Genomic DNA, 20108 nt, shown 5'->3' with positions numbered 1-20108 from the left:
GTTGAATAAAAGGCTTCAGGACCCGCCGAACCAGTTGTAGCCCTGGTTCTCCCAATAGCCACCGGGATAATCGTTCGTCACGGTGATCGCGACGATATGTTTCGGGTTCTTGTAGCCGAGCTTGGTCGGCATGCGCAGCTTCATCGGGAAGCCGTATTTGGGCGGCAGGATCTGGCCGTCGTACGTGAGCGTGAGCAGCGTTTGCGCGTGCAAAGCGGTCGGCATGTCGATGCTCGTCGAGTAGTTGTCGGCACAATGAAAGGCCACGTATTTCGCGCTCGTATCGGCGCCCGCGCGCGCGAGAAAATGCGCGAAGCGCACGCCACCCCATTTGCCGATCGCGCTCCAGCCTTCGATGCAGATATGCCGCGTCACCTGGCTTTCCTGCGGCATCGCGTGCAACTCGTCGAGCGTCCACACGCGCTTGCCATTGACACGTCCGCCGACGTTCAGCTTGTAGGTCGATGGATCGACTTCGGGCACTTCGTCGATGTCATAGAACGCGTTGAAAGGGAACGGCCGCGTGATCATCGACTCGGGATAGGTCGGCGCGAGCTGGTTCGGATCGAACAGCAGCGCCTGCATGTCGTCGTTGAATGACGATATGCGGCGCAGCATCGCGTTGACGGATTTGTCGTCGGTGATATTGCAGCCGGACAGCATCGCGAGGCCTCCGAGCGACAGAATGCGCTTGCCGAATAAACGGCGCGCCGGCGCCTTCAATTCCTTCGCGGCATCCTTGATGATGAGTTCGGCATCCGGCCTCGATTTGAATAGCTTGAGCGACATGGCTTAACGACCTCGAATCATCAGCACGAGCGAGCGCGGCACGAGCGCGACCATCACGACGTGCACCACGAAGAACGCAACGAGAAAACTCATGCCGAAGAAGTGCACGACGCGGGCGTCGTCGTAGCCGCCCATCAGCGTGCGAAGCAGCGGAAACTGCACGGATTTCCAGACAGCGAGTCCCGAGAGAATCACGATCACGATGTCCACGATCACAGCGAGATACGCGAACTTCTGTATGGCGTTGTAGTGCGTGAGATCGTCGTGGCCGAGCTTGCCGCGCAATGCGGCCAGTGCGTCGGTGAAGATGCTTTTGATCGACAACGGAAACATGCGGCGCCGCAAGCGCCCCGTGACGAGATTCATCACGACATAGACGATGAAGTTCGCGACCAGCAGCCACATTGCCGCGAAATGCCATTGCAGCGCGCCGCCGAGCCAGCCGCCGAGCGTGATCGCGGGTGAGAACGTAAAGGACTTGAAGATCGGCGAGGCGTTGTAGATCTGCCAGCCGCTCGTCACCATGATCAGCACGGCGAACGCGTTGAGCCAGTGCGTAATGCGCAGCCATAGCGGTTGTACTTGCACATCGGGCCTCGTATTTCGAGTTGTTCGCTGCGCATAGTAGCGACGCCGCGCTGATCGATCGATGACCTCTCGATGACTTTTTTGTCATCTTTGGCGAGCCGTGCGTGTGCTCTGGCTAGAATGACGGCAATCCATCGACCGCAGCGCGAGCATGACCATCCTCGTTATCGAAGACGACCGCAAGACCGGCGACTACCTGAAGAAAGGGCTTATCGAGTCCGGCTATCAGGTCGAACTCGTGCGCAACGGCACGGACGGCTTGCATCAGGCGCTCGCGAATCCGTACGAACTGATCGTGCTCGACGTGATGCTGCCCGGCATCGACGGCTGGCAGGTCATGTCCGCCCTGCGCGCGAAACGTGACCTGCCTGTCATTTTTCTCACTGCGCGCGATCACGTGACGGACCGCATCCACGGACTCGAACTCGGCGCGGACGACTATCTCGTGAAGCCGTTCTCTTTCACGGAACTCGTGCTGCGCATTCGCACGCTGCTCAGGCGCGGCGTGATGCGCGAATCGGATACGTTTCAGATCGCGGACCTGCACGTCGACGTCCTGCGCCGCAAGGTGACGCGCAAGGGCGTGGACATCGCGCTCACCAACAAGGAATTCGCATTGCTGCATCTGTTCTGCAAGCATCAGGGCGAGGCGCTGTCGCGCACGCTGATCGCATCGGAAGTGTGGGACATGAACTTCGACAGCGACACCAATGTGGTCGATGTCGCGGTAAAACGTCTGCGCGCGAAGATCGATAACCCGTTCGAGCCGAAGCTGATTCATACGGTGCGCAGCATCGGCTATTCGTTCGGGGAGCATCCTTGAACCGCCCTTCGCGCTCGCTCGCGGTTCGGATCGCGCTGTCCTTCGCGGCAATCGTGTGCATCGTGGTCGGCATGGTGGGCGCGTCGCTGTATCACGCGACGAATCAAGCGCTGTCCACGCGTGCGGATTATCAGTTGATCGCGCGCGTCGAACATTTTCGCTCGCTGCTGCACGATCTCTACACGATCAAGGAAATCGAAGCGCGGCCGAAGCTATTCGAAACGATGCTCGGCGACCGGCAGGACGTGATCCTGTTTCGACGCGCGGGCGCGGCGCCTTTCATCGACGTCAATCCGGAACGCATGGCGCTGCCGCCGCTCGATGTCGTGCCGGTAACGCGCGCCATCGGACTCGATGATCTGTACGAAGGCTCGCGTGCGGACGGCGTGCGCATGCGCTGGGTCGGCGCGAAGGCGCGCATCGGTGACAGCGGAGAAGTCGTGGAGATCATCGCCGCGCACGTGATGACGCAGGAAGCGCGCGTGTTGTCGGCGTATCTGGAGCGCGTGTGGCTCACGGTGATCGGCGCGGTGCTGCTCACGTTGCTGCTCGCGTACTGGGTCACGAGCCGTGGACTCATGCCGCTCAGACTGATGGCCGACAAGGCCGCGGAAATCACCCCGGACCGATTGTCCGCGCGGCTCGATGACGCGCACGCACCCGCCGAATTGCAGAGCCTCGCCGCGTCGTTCAATGCGATGCTCGATCGCCTGGAGCACGGCTATGAACGCCTGCTGCAGTTCTCGGCGGATCTCGCGCATGAAGTGCGCACGCCGATCGGCGTATTGATCGGCGAAACGCAGGTGACGCTGGCGCACGAGCGAAGTGTCGCGGAGTACCGCGGCGTGCTCGAATCGAATCTGGAAGAACTGGAGCGGCTTGCGCGCATCGCGCAGAACATTCTCTTTCTCGCGCAGGCGGATCACGGGCAGCAACTCATCGAGCGCGAGCGGCTCGACATTCGCGAGGAGCTGGAGACCATCGGCGCTTACTTCGAAGGTATCGCGGACGAGCGCCGCATCACGTTCGATATCGACGCCGAGGGCGGGATAGTTGCGAATGCGATCATGTGCCGAAGGGCGATCGGCAACGTGGTCGTGAATGCGGTGCGTTATGCGACGGCGGGAACCGTCGTGCGGCTGAGCGGACACGCGGATGAACGAGGCGCTTGGATCGTTGTGGGTAATCGTGGCGCTCGTATCGAGCAGGATGAGCTGGCCAGGCTGTTCGATCGCTTCTATCGCGGTGATGCTGCGCGTAGCGAGTTTACGGAATCAAGTGGACTCGGGCTTTCGATCGTGAACGCGATCATGCGTTTGCATGGCGGCAGCGCGCGCGCTCAATGCACGCAGGATGGATGGATCGAATTCACCTTGCGATTTCCGAACGCGGCGAAACCCGACTGACATCGCCGCATAGCCACGCGCGAAAGTCCGGCCGAAGCAGATAGTCGACGCACCATGCCCTCACTTTGCCGATGCCGTCCGAGCGATGCGCGAGGAAGAGCCGCGTCGCATGCTTCTGCTCCTGAATCGACTTGCCGACGAGTCCGGCGTCGCCGAACGCCGCACGAATGTGGACGGGCACATAGCCGATCGCGACATTGCGCGCGATGAGCCTCACGGCCATGGAAAAGTCCGGTACGAAAATCGGCTTCTGTCCTTCGAGCAGCCACGCATGCATCGAATCGAGATCGACCGATGTGTCCTTGATGCACACGGCCGGATACTTGCGCAGCTCCGTGTTCTGCAGGATATGCGTCGCATGCGCGAGCGGATGGCCCGCGCCGACGAGAAAGTCCCACGCGAGATTGCCGAGCGGCACGCTGGTGATGCCATCGGTCTTCGGCACGAAATGCGGCGCGCCCACGACGATATCCGCCTTGTTGGCGTAAAGCGCGTCCCAGCATCCGTTGTAGACCTCCCGCCTGATCGTGACGCGCGTCGTCGGATACGCCGCTTCCAGATCGCAAAGAAACTGGATGATCGCATCGCGCGGCACGATGTTGTTGACGACCACGGTCAGCTCGGGTTCGGTGCCGCCCTGCACGATGGCAAGATTGCACTTGAGCGTCTGCAGATCGTCGAGAATCGCCTTGCTGTGCGCGATGAAATATTCACCGGCTTCGGTCAGCCGGATATAGCAGCCGCGCCGTTCGAACAGCTTCGCGCCGAATGATTCCTCGAGCTTCCTGACCGTGTAGCTGATCGCCGACGGCACCTTGTTCAGCCGTTCCGCCGCCGCCGTAATGCTTTGATATTGCGCAACCAATCGGACTATCCGAATGCTTTCATCCGAGGTGAACATCGAGGGTGATTCCACGTGAGTATTGTTCTTCGACATGAACGAAGGGCGCGAGAAACCCGCGCCCTTCATCGACATCGCACCGCGTCAATGCCCGGCAGGCTTGACGGTGCCGCCCGCCCGCGCGATCCGGCTCAGGATCATGTAGCCGATGCACGCGACGAGAATCGAATCGAGCGAGGGAATCGACGTCACCGTGAACATGCCCTTCACGGTCGCGAAGCCGGTCAGCGATCCGAGGACCCACGCAACGAAGGTCATGAGCTTGACCTGCGGCTCGCGGGCAAGCGCGGCAACATCATACCCGGCGCGCCGATACATCGCGAAGTCCGCGATATAGATGCCCGCGACGGGCGGCGTCGCGATGCCGAGAAAGAGCAGGAACGGAATGAACCACGACATGATGTCCATGCTGCCGACGATCGCCGCGAGCACGCCCAGCGCGATCGTGATCTGCCACTTCGGAAAGCGCGTGAACAGCGTCGACGTGACGAGCGTGCCCTGAAACATGTTGCCGGAATTGCCGGTGACCGTCGCGAAGATCAGCAATAGCGCCGCGGGCATGGTCGCGCCGAACACGGCCATCGCGGCGAGCAGCGAGTTCTTGCCCGTCAGCACGCTCGGCGTCGCGCCCGCCCAGTACAAGAGCGGATACGCGATCAGGAATGCAAGCAGTGCGCCGCCTACCGCGTGCCTGCGGTCATGCGTGAAGCTGCCGAAGTCCGGCAGCGTCGCGACCAGCACGATGATCGTGCCGACCACCGTCGACACCGCCACGCCCATCGACATGCCGGTTGTTGCTTCGACGGCCGGCGCCTGCCCCGTGAGCGCGACGCGCACGACATAGCAGAGCATCAGCGCGATGACCGGCACGGCGAACTGCGCGACCTTGCCGAGCACTTCGAAGCCGAACGCGGTGGACGCCACGAAGATCACGCAGCCGATCGCGACGACGAGCGGCACAGGCACGTTCGCGCCGTGCTGCGCGAGCAGGTCGGCAACCGAGTGGCCGAACATGCTGGCGGTCACGGCGATCCATCCGAACAGGCTGATCGCCAGCAGCACATTGATGGCGATTGCACCCTTCTCGCCGAACGGATACTTCACGATGCCGTAGGTCGGCAGACGCGCCTTCTCGCCGACCGCGATCGTGATCGAAGCGATGATCGCCAGAATCAGGCTGCCGATGCCGACGACCTTGATGAGATCGCCGTTCGACATCTGATTGCCGAGACTCGACGACGACAGCAGCACCGGCGTGACGGCGATGCCCAGCAGAATCATCGCGATGCGATAGGCCGGCGCGGTGCCGGGCGCGCGGCTCTCGTTTGAATTGCTCATGACAGTTCCTTTGACTGATGCCCGATCCGCTTCAGGGCGAATAATGATGGCCGGTGTATTCGCGCCATCCACCGGACGCCGTGATTTCCTTCTGCCCTTCGACGAGCCATGCTTCGGCAAGCACGCCGAGCACTTCGCTGCCGTCCGCGAGCACGACCTTGCCGATCGCAAGGCCCGCTGGCTCGCTCAGCAACAACGCGCCGAGATTGGCCATCGGCAACTCCCAGACTTCGAGGGACACGGCCACACCGCCGCTGCTCACGCGCTGCATGCCGGGGTGACGATCTTTGATGCTCCAGATGCGATAGCACGCATCCGTGCGATCCTCGCGCACGAACTCGCCTTGCGCGGCGATCATGTTGTGATTCAGTTCGAGGCCGCGCATCAGCGTGCCGTTCACTGCGAGCAGTGTCTTGTTCATTTGCTTCGTTTTCCTGGTGTGTGATGCGAACCGCGATCACGGCGTGATCCATGTTCCCGTACGTCGTTCGAGCGCCGGTCTGATCGCAGCGGGGCTCGTGATGAGACCTTCGCCCGCGCGGCCGTCCGGCCCGGCGTGCGACACGAAGCGCAGAATCGCCTCCACTTTCGGCAGCATGCTGCCCGCGCCGAACTGCCCTTGCGCGATGAGTTCGCGCGCCTCGCGCACGCTCATCGTGTCGAGCCAGCGCTGCTCGGGCGTGCCGAAGTTCACCGCGACCTGTTCGACGCCAGTGGGAATGAGCAGCAGGTCGGCTTTCAGTTGCTGGGCCAGCAAGGCCGATGCGAGGTCCTTGTCGATCACCGCCTCGACGCCGGACAGCTTGCCGTTCCTGCGCACCACCGGAATGCCGCCGCCGCCGCACGCGATCACCACGCAGCCTTGCGCGAGCAAGCTTGCGATGACATCGCGCTCGATGATCTCGAGCGGCTCCGGCGAAGGCACCGTGCGCCGCCAGCCGCGTCCCGCGTCTTCCATCAGCGTCCAGCCGAACTCGTGCTGACGCTGCTTCGCGGTCGCTTCGTCGAGAAACGCGCCGATCGGCTTGGTCGGGTTTTTGAAGGCGGGGTCGTCGGCGCTCACGCAAGTCTGTGTCACGACGGCGACGACACGCCGCTCGATGCCGCGCCGGTTCAGTTCGTTGCTGAGCGCTTTCTGGAACATGTAGCCGATCGCGCCTTGCGTATCGCCCACCGCGTAATCGAGCGGCACGGGCGCGACTTCCTGCGCGGCCAGCTCGGAACGCCGCAGGATGAATCCGACCTGCGGCCCGTTGCCATGCGTGAGCACGACGTTCCATCCCGCCTCGATCATGTCCGCGATGTGCGTCGCGCTTTCGGTCACCGCTTCGTACTGGTCCGGAATGCTCAGATGATGATCGTCGCGAATGAGCGCATTGCCGCCCACGGCGACCACTGCCAGACGTTTTCGACTTGTCATGATGCTTGCCTGCTGTGTTGTTGCACGGTTTCGGCCAGCGCGCGGATGGCTTCGACGAAGCACTCCATCGGCGCGGTCGTGATGCCTGCGCCGATCTGTCCGACGCCCGCTTCCTTATGAGCGATGCCCGTATTGATGACCGGCAGGATGCCGCGATCGGCCACCTTGCGGGCATCGATGCCCGCGGCGGTCGGCGCGAAATTGAGCGCGGGCAGCGTGAAGGCGGGATTGCCGCCGAGCGTGATGGCCTGCATGCGGCGGCTGTTCGCGGTCGCATCGGCGGGCGTGCCGCCGACGAACTTGACGATCGCCGGCGACGACGCCATCGCGAAACCACCCACGCCCGCCGTTTCCGTGATCGCGCTGTCGCCGAGATCGGCAGCGGCATCGGCCACGCCGTAGCCCGGAAAGAACAGGCCCTCGACCGGATTGGCCTTCGCCTGGAACCAGCGGTTGCCGGTGCCCGAAAGCCGGATGCCGAAGTTCACGCCGTTGCGCGCCATCACCGTGACCATCGAGCTGAAGGGAACGTCAGTGGCGGCGTCCATCATGGCCTTGCACGCGGCCATCGAGATGTTGAGGAAGAAGTGATCGTTGGCGATGATCGCGGCGCTCACGTCGCGGATCTGCGCGAGCGGCAATTGCGTGCCGAGCAAAGCGGGCACGATGCGCTTGATGAAGAGTCCCGTCGCCGCGCTGTTGCGGTTGTGCACTTCGTCGCCCATGTGCAGCGCCTGCGCCATCAGCGGCTTCAGCTCGATCTCGCCGGAAACCGCGAGCGCGGCCTTGAGCGCGGGGGCGAGCGTCGCCTTCATCCAGCGCAGGCGGTCGAGCACTTCCGCGCTGTTCGCGCCGAAGCGCAGCACCTTGCCGAGGCCTTCGTTCAGATTGCTGTAAGTGCGGTGCCCGTTCGTCTTGTTCTCGACGACGATCAGCGGCATCGACGGACTGATGATGCCCGCCATCGGTCCGACCGCCTGATGGTGATGGCACGGTTCGAGATCGACCTTGCCGTCCAGGATCAGACGTTCGGCCGCGCCGTGATCCGCCGCCCAGCCTTCGAGCATCACCGCGCCGATGATCGCGCCTTTCACCGGCCCGCACATGTCGTTCCACGCAATCGGCGGGCCGGAGTGCAGGATCAGCTTGCGTGCGCTCATCGCGCCGATCGCTTCGGATGCCGTAACGATATCGGCCAGCACGGGTTGCGCTTCGAGATAGCGCGCGAAGGCCGTTTCGTTCGCCTGTTCGACGAGCGGATGACGCATCAGCCAGGCGAGATCGAGTCCCGCGGCGACATCGCCGAGCGCGGGCGGCTGCCAGTTGACATGGCTGACCTCGCCGCCCGCGAGACGCAGGTTGTCGGCGAAGCTCGAAAGCCCGCAGTTCACCACGTTCAGTGGCTGACCAAACAATCGGTTCATTCTTTTGCTCCCTGTGTTACGCGTGGCGTTGCGCCTGCATGCGCGCGACGCGGCTCGCCCACAACGCGGCCTCGGCGTTGCAACCGGCGACCAGCACGCCGGCCGCGCGCAACGCGTCGGCCTGACGGCTTCTGACTTGAGGATCGGACTGCGTGCCGCACACATGCGCGATGAGCAGCGGCAGATCGCGGCCCTGCGCTTGCGCCCGGATTCGTGTGAGCGTCGCGATGAGACCTTGCGCCGGTTCGTCCGCCGCGCCGTAACCGAGCACGAGATCGAACAGCACGACGGCCGTTTCGGGATCGCGCATCTCCGCGCGCACGCGCTCGTCGCGCAAGGTCGGATCGATCATCGGATGCGGACGGCCGCGCGTGAAGTCGTCGTCGCCCATGTCGACGATCGTGTGGCCCGCGCTCGTCCAGATGTCCGCGAGCTTCACGTTGCCTTTCACCGGCGTGTTCGAGCTTGCAGTGAAGCCCGCATCGCGGCACAGCAACTGACTCTCGTAGCAGAAGGTTCCACCCGCGAATACGCCGCGAATGAACTTGCGTTGCGCGCCGAGCGATTCGCTCTCTTTGGCAAGCCGCGCTTCGTCCTGTGGTTCGACGCGCGCAACGCTCGCGGGCAGCGGCGCGCCGTTGAGCAACGCGACGGCGAATTGCGCGGCGTCGGCGAGCGTGAACGCGGGCGTGATGCCCGGCGCGCGCATGTCTTCTTCCGCCGCGCCCAGAAAATTCACGACCACGGGCTTGCCCGCCTTGCGCGCGCCTTCGAGAATGCGTTCCGCCACCGCGCGCGCGGGCGGCTTCGAGATCAGCACGATCACGCACGTGTCGGGATCTTCGGCCAGCGCATCGAGGCCGAACTGCATCGAGATGCCGCCGATGTCCTCATGCAGGTCGTGTCCGCCCGTGCCGAGCGCCTGCGAGATGCCGGCGCCGAGTTGGTCGATACGGCAGGTGACTTCCTGCAATCCCGTGCCCGATGCGCCCACCACGCCGATGCCGCCACGCCGCACCACGTTGGCGAAGCCGAGCGGCATGCCGTTGACGATAGCCGTGCCGCAGTCGGGACCCATCACGATGAGGCGCTTCTCGCGCGCGAGCGTCTTGATGGCCTTTTCCTGCGCCATGCTGACGTTGTCGCTGAAGAGCATGACGTTCATGCCGAGCTGGAGCGCCTTGATCGCTTCCGCGGCGGCGTAGTCGCCGGGCACGGAGATGAGCGCGAGATTCGACGACGGTTGTTCGTCGCAGGCCATCGCGAGACTGGTGGGCGCGAGCGCTTCGCTCGTCCGTGCTTCCTCGCTCGACGCGCGCGCGCTCAGGCGTTCGTGCGCAAATCGCAGCGCGGCCTCGCAGGCGACTTCGTCGCCGCGCACCGCGATCACGAGGTCGTTCGGGCTCGCCTGCACGTCGTTGCCCAGTCCTGCGTCCGCGAGTTGCGCGAGATTCGCCGGCGTGCCCATGACGACGGACGCCTGCTCGACGCCCGGCAGCTTGCCGATGTGCGCCGAAATCTGCATCAGGGAAACCGAATCCTGATACATATTTTTAAATGTTTCGATTTTGATGGCCATTGCACCTCTCCATTCCTTAAATGCGATTCGACGCCTTTCGAAAATCGCGAATTCTTTCAAGCCAGTGCGCGGGACAATGATTTCGACTCGCGCATTTGAAACGCTTCCTGCCATGCGCGCATGCCATGCAAAATACCGCCGAGACAATCCACGCCCGATGCCGCGCCCCAGCGCATGACGGCGTCGGCGGCTTGTTCGATATCCGCGTCTTCATCCACACTCGATGCGATCGCGATGAACCGGTCGATCGGCTCGGAAAAATGTCCGTCGAGCGCGAGTTGCAGGTAGTGGCGGCTGACATCGTTGGTGCGGTGCACGTGCGCGCGCAGAATCGTGGACAGCGTCTGCCGGTGCGCGTCGATGTCCGGTTGCCCGCGCGCCGCCCAAAGCGCCGCGAGATAGCCCAGCAGATAGTCGTCGCCATCCGGCGTGAGGCCGCCGCCAAAGCCGATAAGCGCGCGAACCGTGGCGGCGAGGGCCACGGCGTCATCGGCAAGGCTCAGCGCGACGGCGCGCACATGCGCGGGCCAGCCCGGCAACCACTGAAGCGCGCCCTCGACGGCGTGGCGCGCGCAGTGCGCCGCAAGACGTGCCGCGACGCGCGCATGCCGCGCCGACAAGACCCGCGGCGATGGCCACGCGCCGTTCCCGTTTCGCGCCGCGCGCTGCCAGCAACCCGCATCGGCCAAATCCACTTCCCAGTTGACGCCACGCAGTCGCGCGCCTTGCACGATGATCCGCTCGCCACGCCGCGCTTGCGCCCGCCAGTCCCATTCCGACGGCGCGCGCACGCGCGCGCCGCAAGGCAGGTTTTCGCACGATGCATCGACGAGCGTAAGCCAGCCGCCTGCTTGCGTGACGAGATTGAGCGCGTGCCTGAAACTGCTGTGCACCGCGTATTCACCCTGGCGCGACATGCGCGGCCGCGCCAGATAGCCGATGCTCAGGCCGCGTAGCGAGATCGGGCTCATCCGCGCTTAGCCGCGCAGCGCTTCGATCACCGCGCCGGCATCGCTCACCCAGCCGAAAATCGCGCCCTGCGCCTTGATCATGTCGAGCGCCGATTTCTGGAACGCCGGGAAATACGAACCCACGCAGTCCTGCGGCACGATGCATTCGAAGCCAAGATCGTTCGCTTCGCGCACCGTCGTCGTCACGCACACTTCGGTCGTCACGCCGCACACAATGAGCGTGCGGATATCGCGGTTCTTCAGGATCAGATGCAGATCCGTTTCATAGAACGCGCCCTTGCCCGGCTTGTCGATGACCGGCTCGCCCGCGACCGGATAGAGTTCCGGAATCAGGTCGTGGCCCTTCTCGCCGCGCACGAGGATACGGCCCATCGGGCCATCGGTGCCGATGAAGGTCTTGCCGCCGCGCGTGAGTTTCGCCGGCGGGCAGTCGGTCAGGTCCGCGCGATGGCCCTCACGTGTGTGGATGACCAGCACGCCGGCTTCCCGCGCCGCGGCCAGCACGCGCCTGCACGGCTCGATCGCCGTGCGCACGAGCGAAACGTCGTTGCCCAGCGCCTCGCCGAAGCCACCGGGCTCGACGAAGTCGCGCTGCATGTCGATCATGACGAGCGCGGTGCGCTGCGGCTCGAAAGCCAGATCGAAAGGCTCGGCACGAAAATGTTTTTGCTTCACGGCATACTCCTCTCTTTTGTTAAATGAATTGAATCGATTCGTCATGCTAAACGAGCACGAAAACCCCGCAGAATTCGAAATAATCCAAACTCAGCTTTCGCCCGAGTTATTGAATTTTTACTGTTTGAAATCAGCCCGCGCCAGAGTCAATCGAATTTGAAAATGATTATAGGCAGCGGGAAATGAAACACGATGAAATGATTGAACGCGCAGGATCAAATTTCTTGAAGCTCAATAATGAGCACCCAGAACGTCAATGCTGGCGCGGCTTAAAACACAAATTTGCAACTGAGGCGGAATGTCGCGTGAAGCGATGCGCCTGCGAAAAAGAAAAGCGGCCACTGACAAGTGGCCGCTTCGAAACGCTTCCGGCAATGCCGTCGCGTCTAACGCACGGGCACGTCCAACGCTTCCCGCTTCGCCAACAACCCATGAATCTGCGAAACGACCGCCGCCCCCTCGCCCACCGCGGCGGCGACGCGCTTGGTCGAACTGGACCGCACATCGCCGATCGCAAATACGCCCGGCACGCTCGTCTCGAGCGCAGGCACGCCTTGCGTGCGCCCTTCATGCGCCTCGGGGCCCGTCAGCACAAAGCCCTTGCCATCGACATTCACATTGCAGTTGCGCAACCAGTCGGTATTGGGGTCGGCGCCGGTGAAGAGAAACAGATGCCGCGACTCGATCGTGAGTGGTCCATCGGGCGTCTTGCAGTGCACCGTGGTGAGCGCGCGGCCGTCGCCATCTAGCGAGGTGATCTGCGTATGCGTGCGCACCGTCACGTTCGGCAATGAGCCGATGCGCTCCACCAGATAGTGCGACATGCTCGCCGAAAGCCCCGCGCCGCGAATCAGCACGTGTACGTGCTTCGCATGCGACGCGAGATACACCACCGCCTGCCCCGCCGAATTCCCGCCGCCGACGAGCACGACTTCCGCGTTCTTGCACAGCTTCGCCTCGACCGGCGACGCCCAGTAATACGTGCCGTGCCCTTCGTACCGTTCCAGCCCGGCGATGTCCGGCCGCCGGTACGCCGCGCCCGACGCGATCACCACCGTCTGCGTCGTGACGCGCGTGCCGTTTTCCAGTTCGATCTGGATCGGATTGCAATCGCAATGCAGCGCCTTGATCTTCGTCGGTATCGCGATGTGCGCGCCGAATTTCTGCGCCTGCACGAACGCGCGCCCGGCCAGCGCCTGGCCGGAAATGCCGGTCGGAAAGCCGAGATAGTTTTCGATGCGCGAACTCGCGCCCGCCTGCCCGCCCGGCGCGCGGCAATCGAACACCGCGACCGACAAGCCCTCGGACGCCGCATACACCGCCGTCGCTAGACCCGCCGGCCCCGCGCCGACGATCGCGACATCGTAAATATGCGCCGGATCGAACTCGGGCAACCAGCCGAGTTGCGTCGCCACCTGATTCTCGTCGGGCGCGCGCAGCACGGTGCCGTCCGGGCAGATCACGAGCGGGAAATCGGACGTCGATGCCGAGATGCGTTCGAGTAACGCGATTGCATCGGGATCGGTGCACGCGTCGATCACGGTGTGCGGATAACCGTTGCGGCGAAAAAAGCCCTGCAGCGACACGAGGCGGCCATCGTCCGACTGGCCGAGCAGCACCGGCCCGCTGCCTTTCTCGATCAGCCCGACGCGCCGCAGGATCAGCGCGCGCATGATGCGCTCGCCCAGCTCCGCTTCCGCGACGAGCAACGCGCGCAGCCGTTCCGGCGGAATCACGATGCCGTGGACATCCTCGGCGGCGATGCCATCGACGAGACACGGCTTGCCCGACAGTTGCGCCACTTCCGCCAGAAAATGCCCCGGCCCGTGCTCGACGACCAGATGCTCCTGCCCGAGCGCGTTGCGCCGCGTCACCCGCACGAGCCCGGCGAGCACGATCACCATGCCGCGACCGGTCTCGCCCATGCGGAACATCCACTCGCCCCGGCGCCAGTGCGACGCGGTGCCGAAGCGGCTCATGCGCTCGATCTCGTTGTCCGTCAGGCGCGGGAACATCTGGTGCGCGCGCGTTTCGAGCGGCGAGAAAGGCGCGCTGTCATCGGCCGCAGCGGCGGCGGGCGACGGCACCACGTTCGGATTCGGATTTTCAAAAGGCTCGCGCGCGCTCCACGCGACGACATTCGGCACGCCTTCGCCCGGCTCGTTGAACGGCGTTGTACTCATGCGCGATCTCCGTGTGGAAAACCAGCTTCATGCAAGGATGCCGAGCCCGCGGAAGAGGCTGCGGCCGATTTCACCGGCCACGGGCACATCGCCGCCATTTCCGCGACCTCCTCGGGCGTGGTCGCCGCGAGTTCGCCGAATTCGGTCAGCGTCGCGACATCGAAACCGGCGAGCCGCCACGCGTCCAGTCCGCCCGTGAGCGGCACCACGTCGCGGAAACCCGCGTTGCGCATGGTCTTCGCCATCCACGCAGCCGACACTTCGTTCGGACACGAGCAATAGATGACGACCTTGCGCGACTTGTCGTAGTTCTCGATGATCTTCGCGAGGTCGCGCTCGTCGGCGAACATCGAGCCGGGAATCGTGAACGGATCGAGCATGCGCTTTTCCGGCGAACGGATATCGAAGATCACCGGCAGCGGCTGGTCGTTCATCATCGCGTAGAGTTCGTCCACGCTGATGCGCGCCTTTTCCAGCGTCGCCATCAGCGCGCGGCGGCGCCACCAGCGGTAGGCGACGTAGATCGCGAGCAGCACGGCGAGGACCATCACCGCCTGCCGGCCGAGCTGCGAGATCATCGCGAAGACCATTTCCAGTTGCGCCGCGAAGACGACGCCGACGGTCAGCCCGACCATGCCCCACAGCGCAATGCCCGCGCCGTCGTGCGCGATGAAGCTGCGCAGCTTCACGCCCATCGCGCCCGCGAGCGGCACCGAGACGAGCGACAGCCCCGGAATGAACTTCGCGACGAGCAGCACGCGCACGCCCCAACGGCCGAAAAAGCGCTCGGTCTTCTTCACGCAGGTATCGCGCGAAAGCGACAGCTTGCAGATGGTCTTGAGGGTCTTGTCGCCGTATCTGCGACCGCCCTGGAACCAGACGAGGTCGCCGAGCACGCCGCCCGCCACCGCGACGCACAGCACGCCCAGCAGCGGCGACCAGAACGCGCCGCCGTTCACCGCCGTCAGCGCGATGGACGCGCCGACGATGATCATCGTCGGCATGGCGGGCACGGGCAGCCCGAGCGCCGAGCCCATCACGTTGATGAAAACGATCGCCGGGCCGAATCGATCGACTAGCTGATGCAACAACATGGGAATCTCCCGCGAGGGAAAGGTGCGAGTTCACGGGACGGAACGACGGGACGCGCGCCGCGAAACCGGCGCAGCGAAGGCGCAAAAAGCACGAAAGCGGGCGAGATACGAGCCTGCAAGCGCTCGTGGTTCAACGCGGTGCACGCGGCGCCGGGCCGACGTTCGTCACAATCAAGCGACAAGTGTAGCCCGGAAATGCAAATGTCAGCATGACCGGCGCGTGGGACGCGGGCATCGCGCGCGCGATGCCCGGTGGATGGGTCAGAGAGTGGGATTCAGCCGCGTTCGTCGGCGATATAGGCGCGGATCACGTCGGCGAAATTGCTGTCGCCCGCGAGGCCGAGTTGCTCGGCGCGCGACGTGTTCCACGCGCCCGGCCAGCTGCCGACGATCTTCTCGATGCGTTCGTCGCGCTGCCAGTCGATGCGCTGCACGGCGTCCTCGCCCGCCACCTCGCGCAGCGCCGCGACCATCTCGTTCACGCTCACCGACAGGCCCGGCAGGTTGATGACCGGCCTCAACCCGAGCTTCTCGCGCGCGATCTCGCAGCCCGCGATCAGCGCTTCGACTGCGCTTTTCGGCGACAGCAGCCAGACGCGCGTGTCGCCGTCGACGGGGCAGGTCGAGCGCTCGCCGTTCAGCGGCTCGCGGATGATGCCGCTCGCGAACGACGACGCCGCCGCGTTCGGCTTGCCCGGCCGCACGCTGATGGTCGGCAGACGCAGCACGCGGCCATCGACGAAACCGCGGCGCGCGTAGTCGGAGAGCAGCAGTTCGGCGATCGCCTTCTGCGTTCCGTACGACGATTGCGGGTTGAGCGCGGTGTCGTCCTGCACGACGGCGGGCAGCGTGCCGCCGTACACCGCGACCGAACTCGTGAACACGACGCGCGGCTTGTGGCCCGCCGCGCGGCACACTTCGAGCAGCGCGCGCGATGCGTCGAGGTTGATCTTCATGCCGAGATCGAAGTCCGCTTCGGCCTGGCCGCTGACGATCGCGGCGAGGTGGAAGATCGCTTCGGTCTGTGTATCGATGTGGCGTTGCAGCACCGCCGGATCGGAGATATCGCCGGTTTCGGCGCGTACGCGCTTGTCGGCGAGCAGGCTTTCATCGTTCGGACGCGCGACGTCGAGCAGCACGAGTTCCGTGACGGGCTTGCCGTCCAGCTCGTTGCGTTCGAGCAGACGCTTCGCGAGACGCTGGCCGAGAAAACCCGCGCCGCCGGTAATGAGAATCTTCATGTGGGTCGCTTCCTTTCTTCTTTCACAGATAGGGTTTGAGCCAGCCGAGGCCTTCGGACGTGCCCGCCTTCGGTTTGTATTCGCAGCCGATCCAGCCCTCGTAGCCGAGCGAATCGATCAGCTCGAACAGATACGGATAGTTCAGTTCGCCGATGCTCGGCTCGTGACGTTCCGGCACGCCCGCGATCTGAATATGGCCGACGCCCGCGTTCGGGCGCTTCATGTCGCGCTTGAGCTTCATCGCGATGTCGCCTTCCACGATCTGGCAGTGGTAGATGTCGAACTGCACTTGCAGGTTCGGTGCGCCGATTTCATCGCAGATGGCCTGGGCTTCGTCCTGCCGGTTCAGGAAGAAGCCGGGGATGTCGCGGGTGTTGATCGGCTCGATCACGATGCCAATGCCTGCGGTTTGCGCTTCCTTTGCCGCGTATTCCAGGTTCTTCAGGTACACCGCGCGATGCTTTTCTCTCGGCTGATCCGGGGCGATCAGGCCCGCCATCACGTGCAGCTTCCTGTTGCCGAGCACGGCGGCGTATTCGAGGCCCTTCGCGACGCTTTGCTTGAACTCTTCTTCGCGCCCGGGTAATGACGCGATGCCGCGCTCGCCCTTTGCCCAATCCCCCGGCGGCGCGTTGAACAGCGCTTGCGTCAGAGCGTTGTCGTTCAGGCGCTGTTTGATGTCGTTCGCGGCGAAGTCATAGGGGAACAGGAATTCAACCGCCTTGAAGCCGTCTTTTGCGGCTGCGGCGAAACGGTCGAGGAACGCGTGTTCCGTGTACATCATCGTCAGGTTTGCGGCGAATTTCGGCATTTTGCGATTGCTCCTGGTTGGTCGTGGAATCCTGACGCAAGCCCTACCATCGGGCGTTGAATGTCGTTCTCAAGTCCTCGATCGACTCTTCCGGTAATGGCTCGGGGCGCGGGTGCGTCGACAGGTAAAGGCGCGCCGTTTCCTCCAGTTCCTCCAGCGCGTAACTCGCGTGCGACACGGACTTCTCCCACACGACCGGTCCGAGTCGCTCCAGCAACACCGCCCGCACTTTCGACGCCAACGCCGCCACTTCCTCCGCCACCGCCGCATCGCCCGGACGCCGGTACGCGATCAGCGGAACGTGGCCCACCTTCATCACGTAGTACGGTGTGATCGGCGGCAAGACATCGTCGGGCTTCCAGACGCCTGCCAGCGTCAGCGCCACGAGGTGCGTCGAGTGCGTATGCACCACGCCGCGCGCCTCGGCGTTGTTCTCGTAGATGCGACGATGCAGCGCCAGCGTCTTCGACGGCCGTCCGCCCGATACATGATTGCCCCGCACATCCACCTTCGCGATCTCGGCGGGATCGAGGCGGCCGAGGCACGCGTCGGTCGGGGTGATCAGCCAGCCGTCTTCGAGGCGCGCGCTGATGTTGCCCGCGCTGCCCACCGTATAGCGACGCTCGTAAAGGCTCTTGCCGGTGAGGCAGATCTCCTCGCGAATGGAACTTTCTGTCGATGCCATCACAGTGCCTTCAGCGCTTTCTCGAAGAAATCGGTCGCGCCGAAATTGCCGGACTTGAGCGCGAGACCCAGCGCTTCGCCCGCATTCGAACCGATCGATTGCGTCGCGGGCACGCCCGGATCGATCTGCGGTCCGATGCGCAAGGAACGTACATCGAGCGCCTGCACGACCGCGCCCGACGTCTCGCCGCCCGCGACCACGAACCTCGTGTAGCCGTCGTCGCGCAACGCGCGCGCGATGGAAGCGAGCGCGTCCTCGACCAGATGCCCCGCTTTTTCGACGCCCAGTTCCTTCTGCACGGCCTTCACTTCATCGGGCGATGAAGTCGCGTAGATGAGCACGGGCTCGTCGTGCTTGCGCGCGAATTCGACGGCGCTCTGCACGACCGGCTCGCCGCGCGAAAGCGCCATCGGATCGATACGGAAGCTCGGCTTCGATTCGCGCCAGTGCGCAACCTGCGCGTTCGTCGCCTTCGATGCGCTGCCCGCCAGCACGACCGCCTTGCCCTCCAGCTTCGGCAGATCGGCGGCATGGTCCGCGTGCGCGAGCAGATTCGCCGCGCGGAAGTTCTGCGGCAGTCCGAGCGCGATGCCCGAGCCGCCCGTGATCAGCGCGAGATCGCGGCACGCATCGCCGAGCACGTGGAGATCGGCGTCGGACACGGCGTCGGCGATCGCGAGGCGCGCGCCGTCTTTCTTCAATTCGTCGATACGCGTGCGGATCGCGTCGGCGCCTTTGGCGATCGTGTCGTAACGGATCAGGCCCACTTTCGATTTCGTCTGGCGCTGCAGCACGCGCACGAGGTTCGGATCGGTCATCGGCGTGAGCGGATGATTCTCCATCCCCGATTCGTTCAGCAGCACGTCGCCCACGAACAGGTTGCCGCGAAAGATCGTGCGGCCATTTTCAGGAAACGCGGGACAGGCGATCGTGAAGTCGTCCTTCAGCGCGTCCAGCAACGCATCCGCGACCGGGCCGATGTTGCCCTTGTCGGTCGAATCGAAGGTCGAGCAATACTTGAAGATGAACTGGCGGCAGCCCTGTGCGCGCAGCCATGCGAGCGCGTCGAGCGACTGCCGCACGGCGTCATCGGCGGCAATGGTGCGCGACTTCAGCGCGACGACGAGCGCGTCCGCCTCGATGCGCGCGTCCGCCGCCGGCACGCCGATGGTCTGCACCGTACGCATGCCGCCGCGCACGAGCATGTTGGCGAGATCGGTCGCGCCGGTGAAATCGTCGGCGATACAGCCGAGCAGTGCCTGCGTCATGCCTTCGCTCCCTTCGGGACGTCGATGCCCGGAAAAATCTTGATGACCGCGGAATCGTCCTCGCCGCCGTGTCCGGCCGTGGACGCCATCATGAACATCTGGTGCGCCGCCGCCGACAGCGGCAGCGGAAATTTCGAGGTGCGGGCCGTGTCGAGCACGAGGCCGAGATCCTTCACGAAGATATCGACGGCGGACAGCGGCGTGTAATCGCCCGCGAGAATGTGCGGCACGCGGTTCTCGAACATCCACGAGTTGCCGGCGCTGTGCGTGATGACGTCGTAGAGCGCATCGGGATCGACGCCTTCGCGCAGGCCGAGCGCCATCGCCTCGGCCGCCGCCGCGATATGCACGCCCGCGAGCAGTTGATTGATGATCTTGACCTTCGAGCCCGCGCCGTGCGCGTCGCCAAGACGGTAGACCTTGCCCGCGATCGCATCGAGCACGTCCTCGCACGCGGCGTAGGCATCGGCGGGGCCGGAGGTCATCATCGTCATGTCGCCTGAACCGGCCTTGGCCGCGCCGCCGGACAAGGGCGCGTCGAGCAGCAGCACGCCCTTTTCGCCGATGCGCCTGCCGAGGTCCGCGGCGAATTGCGGCGATACCGTCGCGCACGCGAGCACGACGCTGCCGGGCTTCATCGCGTCGACGGCGCCGTTCTCACCGAACAAGACCGCCTCGGTCTGCGCCGCATTGACGACGACCGTCAACACGACCTCGCACTTGCCGCCCAACTCGGCGGCCGTCGCGCACGCGATGCCGCCCTCGGCCGCGAACGCGTCGAGCGCGGGCTTTTTCACATCGCACGCGTGAACGGCGAAGCCCGCGCGCAACAGCGAGCGCGCGACGCCCATGCCCATCGCGCCCAGACCGATGACTCCCACGTTTCTCGTCATAGCGTTTTTTCCCGATGAA

General features: G+C 64.3%; 19 protein-coding genes. 2 read left to right on the top strand and 17 right to left on the bottom strand.

Going from position 1 to position 20108, the window contains the following annotated elements:
* Nucleotides 1–15: 15 nt before the first annotated feature.
* Nucleotides 16–789: a molybdopterin-dependent oxidoreductase gene (locus AWB80_RS13865; RefSeq protein WP_061175230.1), complete on the bottom strand. Its 774-nt coding sequence runs from the start codon at nt 787–789 to the stop codon at nt 16–18.
* A 3-nt stretch (nt 790–792) separates the two neighbouring features.
* Nucleotides 793–1377, bottom strand: coding sequence for a cytochrome b/b6 domain-containing protein (locus AWB80_RS13860; protein WP_061175229.1), 585 nt, complete (start codon nt 1375–1377; stop codon nt 793–795).
* Nucleotides 1378–1528: 151 nt separating this feature from the next.
* On the opposite strand from AWB80_RS13860, the gene AWB80_RS13855 reads away from it, so the two are divergent.
* Together AWB80_RS13855 and AWB80_RS13850 are read left to right on the top strand one after the other, a co-directional pair.
* Nucleotides 1529–2200: a heavy metal response regulator transcription factor gene (locus AWB80_RS13855; RefSeq protein ID WP_061175228.1), complete on the top strand. Its 672-nt coding sequence runs from the start codon at nt 1529–1531 to the stop codon at nt 2198–2200.
* A complete protein-coding gene (locus tag AWB80_RS13850) occupies nt 2197–3606 on the top strand; it encodes a heavy metal sensor histidine kinase (RefSeq protein ID WP_061175227.1) in 1410 nt (469 codons plus the stop codon). Before AWB80_RS13855 ends, AWB80_RS13850 begins: the two co-directional genes overlap by 4 nt.
* On the opposite strand, the gene AWB80_RS13845 is transcribed toward AWB80_RS13850, so the two are convergent.
* The 15 genes from AWB80_RS13845 to ltnD form a co-directional block, all read right to left on the bottom strand.
* Entirely contained in the window at nt 3569–4507 is a 939-nt protein-coding gene (locus AWB80_RS13845) for a LysR family transcriptional regulator (RefSeq protein WP_061175261.1), read from the bottom strand. The genes AWB80_RS13850 and AWB80_RS13845 overlap by 38 nt on opposite strands.
* 84 nt (nt 4508–4591) lie before the next feature.
* Entirely contained in the window at nt 4592–5845 is a 1254-nt protein-coding gene (locus AWB80_RS13840; RefSeq protein ID WP_061175226.1) for a cytosine permease, read from the bottom strand.
* A gap of 31 nt (nt 5846–5876) precedes the next feature.
* Complete coding sequence (locus AWB80_RS13835) at nt 5877–6266, bottom strand: allophanate hydrolase-related protein (RefSeq protein ID WP_061175225.1); 390 nt, start codon at nt 6264–6266, stop codon at nt 5877–5879.
* Nucleotides 6267–6302: 36 nt separating this feature from the next.
* The gene (gene arcC / locus AWB80_RS13830; RefSeq protein ID WP_061175224.1) at nt 6303–7265 is read right to left on the bottom strand and encodes a carbamate kinase; all 963 of its coding nucleotides are present in this window, start codon (nt 7263–7265) and stop codon (nt 6303–6305) included.
* Complete coding sequence (locus tag AWB80_RS13825) at nt 7262–8689, bottom strand: YlbE family protein (protein ID WP_061175223.1); 1428 nt, start codon at nt 8687–8689, stop codon at nt 7262–7264. The genes arcC and AWB80_RS13825 overlap by 4 nt, the downstream gene beginning before the upstream one ends.
* Nucleotides 8690–8705: 16 nt before the next feature.
* Nucleotides 8706–10268, bottom strand: a complete 1563-nt coding sequence (gene fdrA / locus AWB80_RS13820) for an acyl-CoA synthetase FdrA (RefSeq protein ID WP_061175222.1) — start codon at nt 10266–10268, stop codon at nt 8706–8708.
* A gap of 56 nt (nt 10269–10324) precedes the next feature.
* Nucleotides 10325–11239 (bottom strand): oxamate carbamoyltransferase subunit AllH family protein, encoded by a 915-nt coding sequence (locus tag AWB80_RS13815; RefSeq protein WP_061175221.1) that lies wholly within the window; start codon nt 11237–11239, stop codon nt 10325–10327.
* A 6-nt stretch (nt 11240–11245) separates the two neighbouring features.
* Nucleotides 11246–11914, bottom strand: a complete 669-nt coding sequence (locus tag AWB80_RS13810) for a cysteine hydrolase family protein (RefSeq protein ID WP_061175220.1) — start codon at nt 11912–11914, stop codon at nt 11246–11248.
* A gap of 386 nt (nt 11915–12300) precedes the next feature.
* The gene (locus tag AWB80_RS13805; RefSeq protein ID WP_061175219.1) at nt 12301–14097 is read right to left on the bottom strand and encodes an FAD-dependent oxidoreductase; all 1797 of its coding nucleotides are present in this window, start codon (nt 14095–14097) and stop codon (nt 12301–12303) included.
* Entirely contained in the window at nt 14094–15191 is a 1098-nt protein-coding gene (locus tag AWB80_RS13800; protein ID WP_061175218.1) for a DedA family protein/thiosulfate sulfurtransferase GlpE, read from the bottom strand. Before AWB80_RS13800 ends, AWB80_RS13805 begins: the two co-directional genes overlap by 4 nt.
* Nucleotides 15192–15466: 275 nt before the next feature.
* On the bottom strand, nt 15467–16432 hold the full coding sequence (denD, locus tag AWB80_RS13795; protein ID WP_061175217.1) for a D-erythronate dehydrogenase: 966 nt from the start codon (nt 16430–16432) through the stop codon (nt 15467–15469).
* A gap of 22 nt (nt 16433–16454) precedes the next feature.
* On the bottom strand, nt 16455–17243 hold the full coding sequence (gene otnI / locus AWB80_RS13790; protein ID WP_061175216.1) for a 2-oxo-tetronate isomerase: 789 nt from the start codon (nt 17241–17243) through the stop codon (nt 16455–16457).
* Between the two features lie 43 nt (nt 17244–17286).
* On the bottom strand, nt 17287–17928 hold the full coding sequence (gene otnC / locus AWB80_RS13785; RefSeq protein ID WP_061175215.1) for a 3-oxo-tetronate 4-phosphate decarboxylase: 642 nt from the start codon (nt 17926–17928) through the stop codon (nt 17287–17289).
* Nucleotides 17928–19196: a 3-oxo-tetronate kinase gene (gene otnK, locus AWB80_RS13780; RefSeq protein WP_061175214.1), complete on the bottom strand. Its 1269-nt coding sequence runs from the start codon at nt 19194–19196 to the stop codon at nt 17928–17930. Before otnK ends, otnC begins: the two co-directional genes overlap by 1 nt.
* Nucleotides 19193–20089: an L-threonate dehydrogenase gene (gene ltnD / locus AWB80_RS13775; RefSeq protein WP_061175213.1), complete on the bottom strand. Its 897-nt coding sequence runs from the start codon at nt 20087–20089 to the stop codon at nt 19193–19195. The genes otnK and ltnD overlap by 4 nt, the downstream gene beginning before the upstream one ends.
* Nucleotides 20090–20108 lie beyond the last annotated feature (19 nt).

The organism is Caballeronia pedi, from assembly GCF_001544915.2.
GTDB classification, from domain to species: domain Bacteria; phylum Pseudomonadota; class Gammaproteobacteria; order Burkholderiales; family Burkholderiaceae; genus Caballeronia; species Caballeronia pedi.
This window is presented reverse-complemented; position numbering and strand designations above follow the sequence as displayed.

Coding starts and splice junctions, on each gene's coding strand:
- AWB80_RS13865 (WP_061175230.1), bottom strand. CDS start 789: ATGTCGCTCAAGCTATTCAAATCGAGGCCGGATGCCGAACTCATCATC.
- AWB80_RS13855 (WP_061175228.1), top strand. CDS start 1,529: ATGACCATCCTCGTTATCGAAGACGACCGCAAGACCGGCGACTACCTG.
- AWB80_RS13845 (WP_061175261.1), bottom strand. CDS start 4,507: ATGTTCACCTCGGATGAAAGCATTCGGATAGTCCGATTGGTTGCGCAA.
- AWB80_RS13840 (WP_061175226.1), bottom strand. CDS start 5,845: ATGAGCAATTCAAACGAGAGCCGCGCGCCCGGCACCGCGCCGGCCTAT.
- AWB80_RS13835 (WP_061175225.1), bottom strand. CDS start 6,266: ATGAACAAGACACTGCTCGCAGTGAACGGCACGCTGATGCGCGGCCTC.
- arcC (WP_061175224.1), bottom strand. CDS start 7,265: ATGACAAGTCGAAAACGTCTGGCAGTGGTCGCCGTGGGCGGCAATGCG.
- AWB80_RS13825 (WP_061175223.1), bottom strand. CDS start 8,689: ATGAACCGATTGTTTGGTCAGCCACTGAACGTGGTGAACTGCGGGCTT.
- fdrA (WP_061175222.1), bottom strand. CDS start 10,268: ATGGCCATCAAAATCGAAACATTTAAAAATATGTATCAGGATTCGGTT.
- AWB80_RS13815 (WP_061175221.1), bottom strand. CDS start 11,239: ATGAGCCCGATCTCGCTACGCGGCCTGAGCATCGGCTATCTGGCGCGG.
- AWB80_RS13805 (WP_061175219.1), bottom strand. CDS start 14,097: ATGAGTACAACGCCGTTCAACGAGCCGGGCGAAGGCGTGCCGAATGTC.
- AWB80_RS13800 (WP_061175218.1), bottom strand. CDS start 15,191: ATGTTGTTGCATCAGCTAGTCGATCGATTCGGCCCGGCGATCGTTTTC.
- denD (WP_061175217.1), bottom strand. CDS start 16,432: ATGAAGATTCTCATTACCGGCGGCGCGGGTTTTCTCGGCCAGCGTCTC.
- otnI (WP_061175216.1), bottom strand. CDS start 17,243: ATGCCGAAATTCGCCGCAAACCTGACGATGATGTACACGGAACACGCG.
- otnC (WP_061175215.1), bottom strand. CDS start 17,928: ATGGCATCGACAGAAAGTTCCATTCGCGAGGAGATCTGCCTCACCGGC.
- otnK (WP_061175214.1), bottom strand. CDS start 19,196: ATGACGCAGGCACTGCTCGGCTGTATCGCCGACGATTTCACCGGCGCG.
- ltnD (WP_061175213.1), bottom strand. CDS start 20,089: ATGACGAGAAACGTGGGAGTCATCGGTCTGGGCGCGATGGGCATGGGC.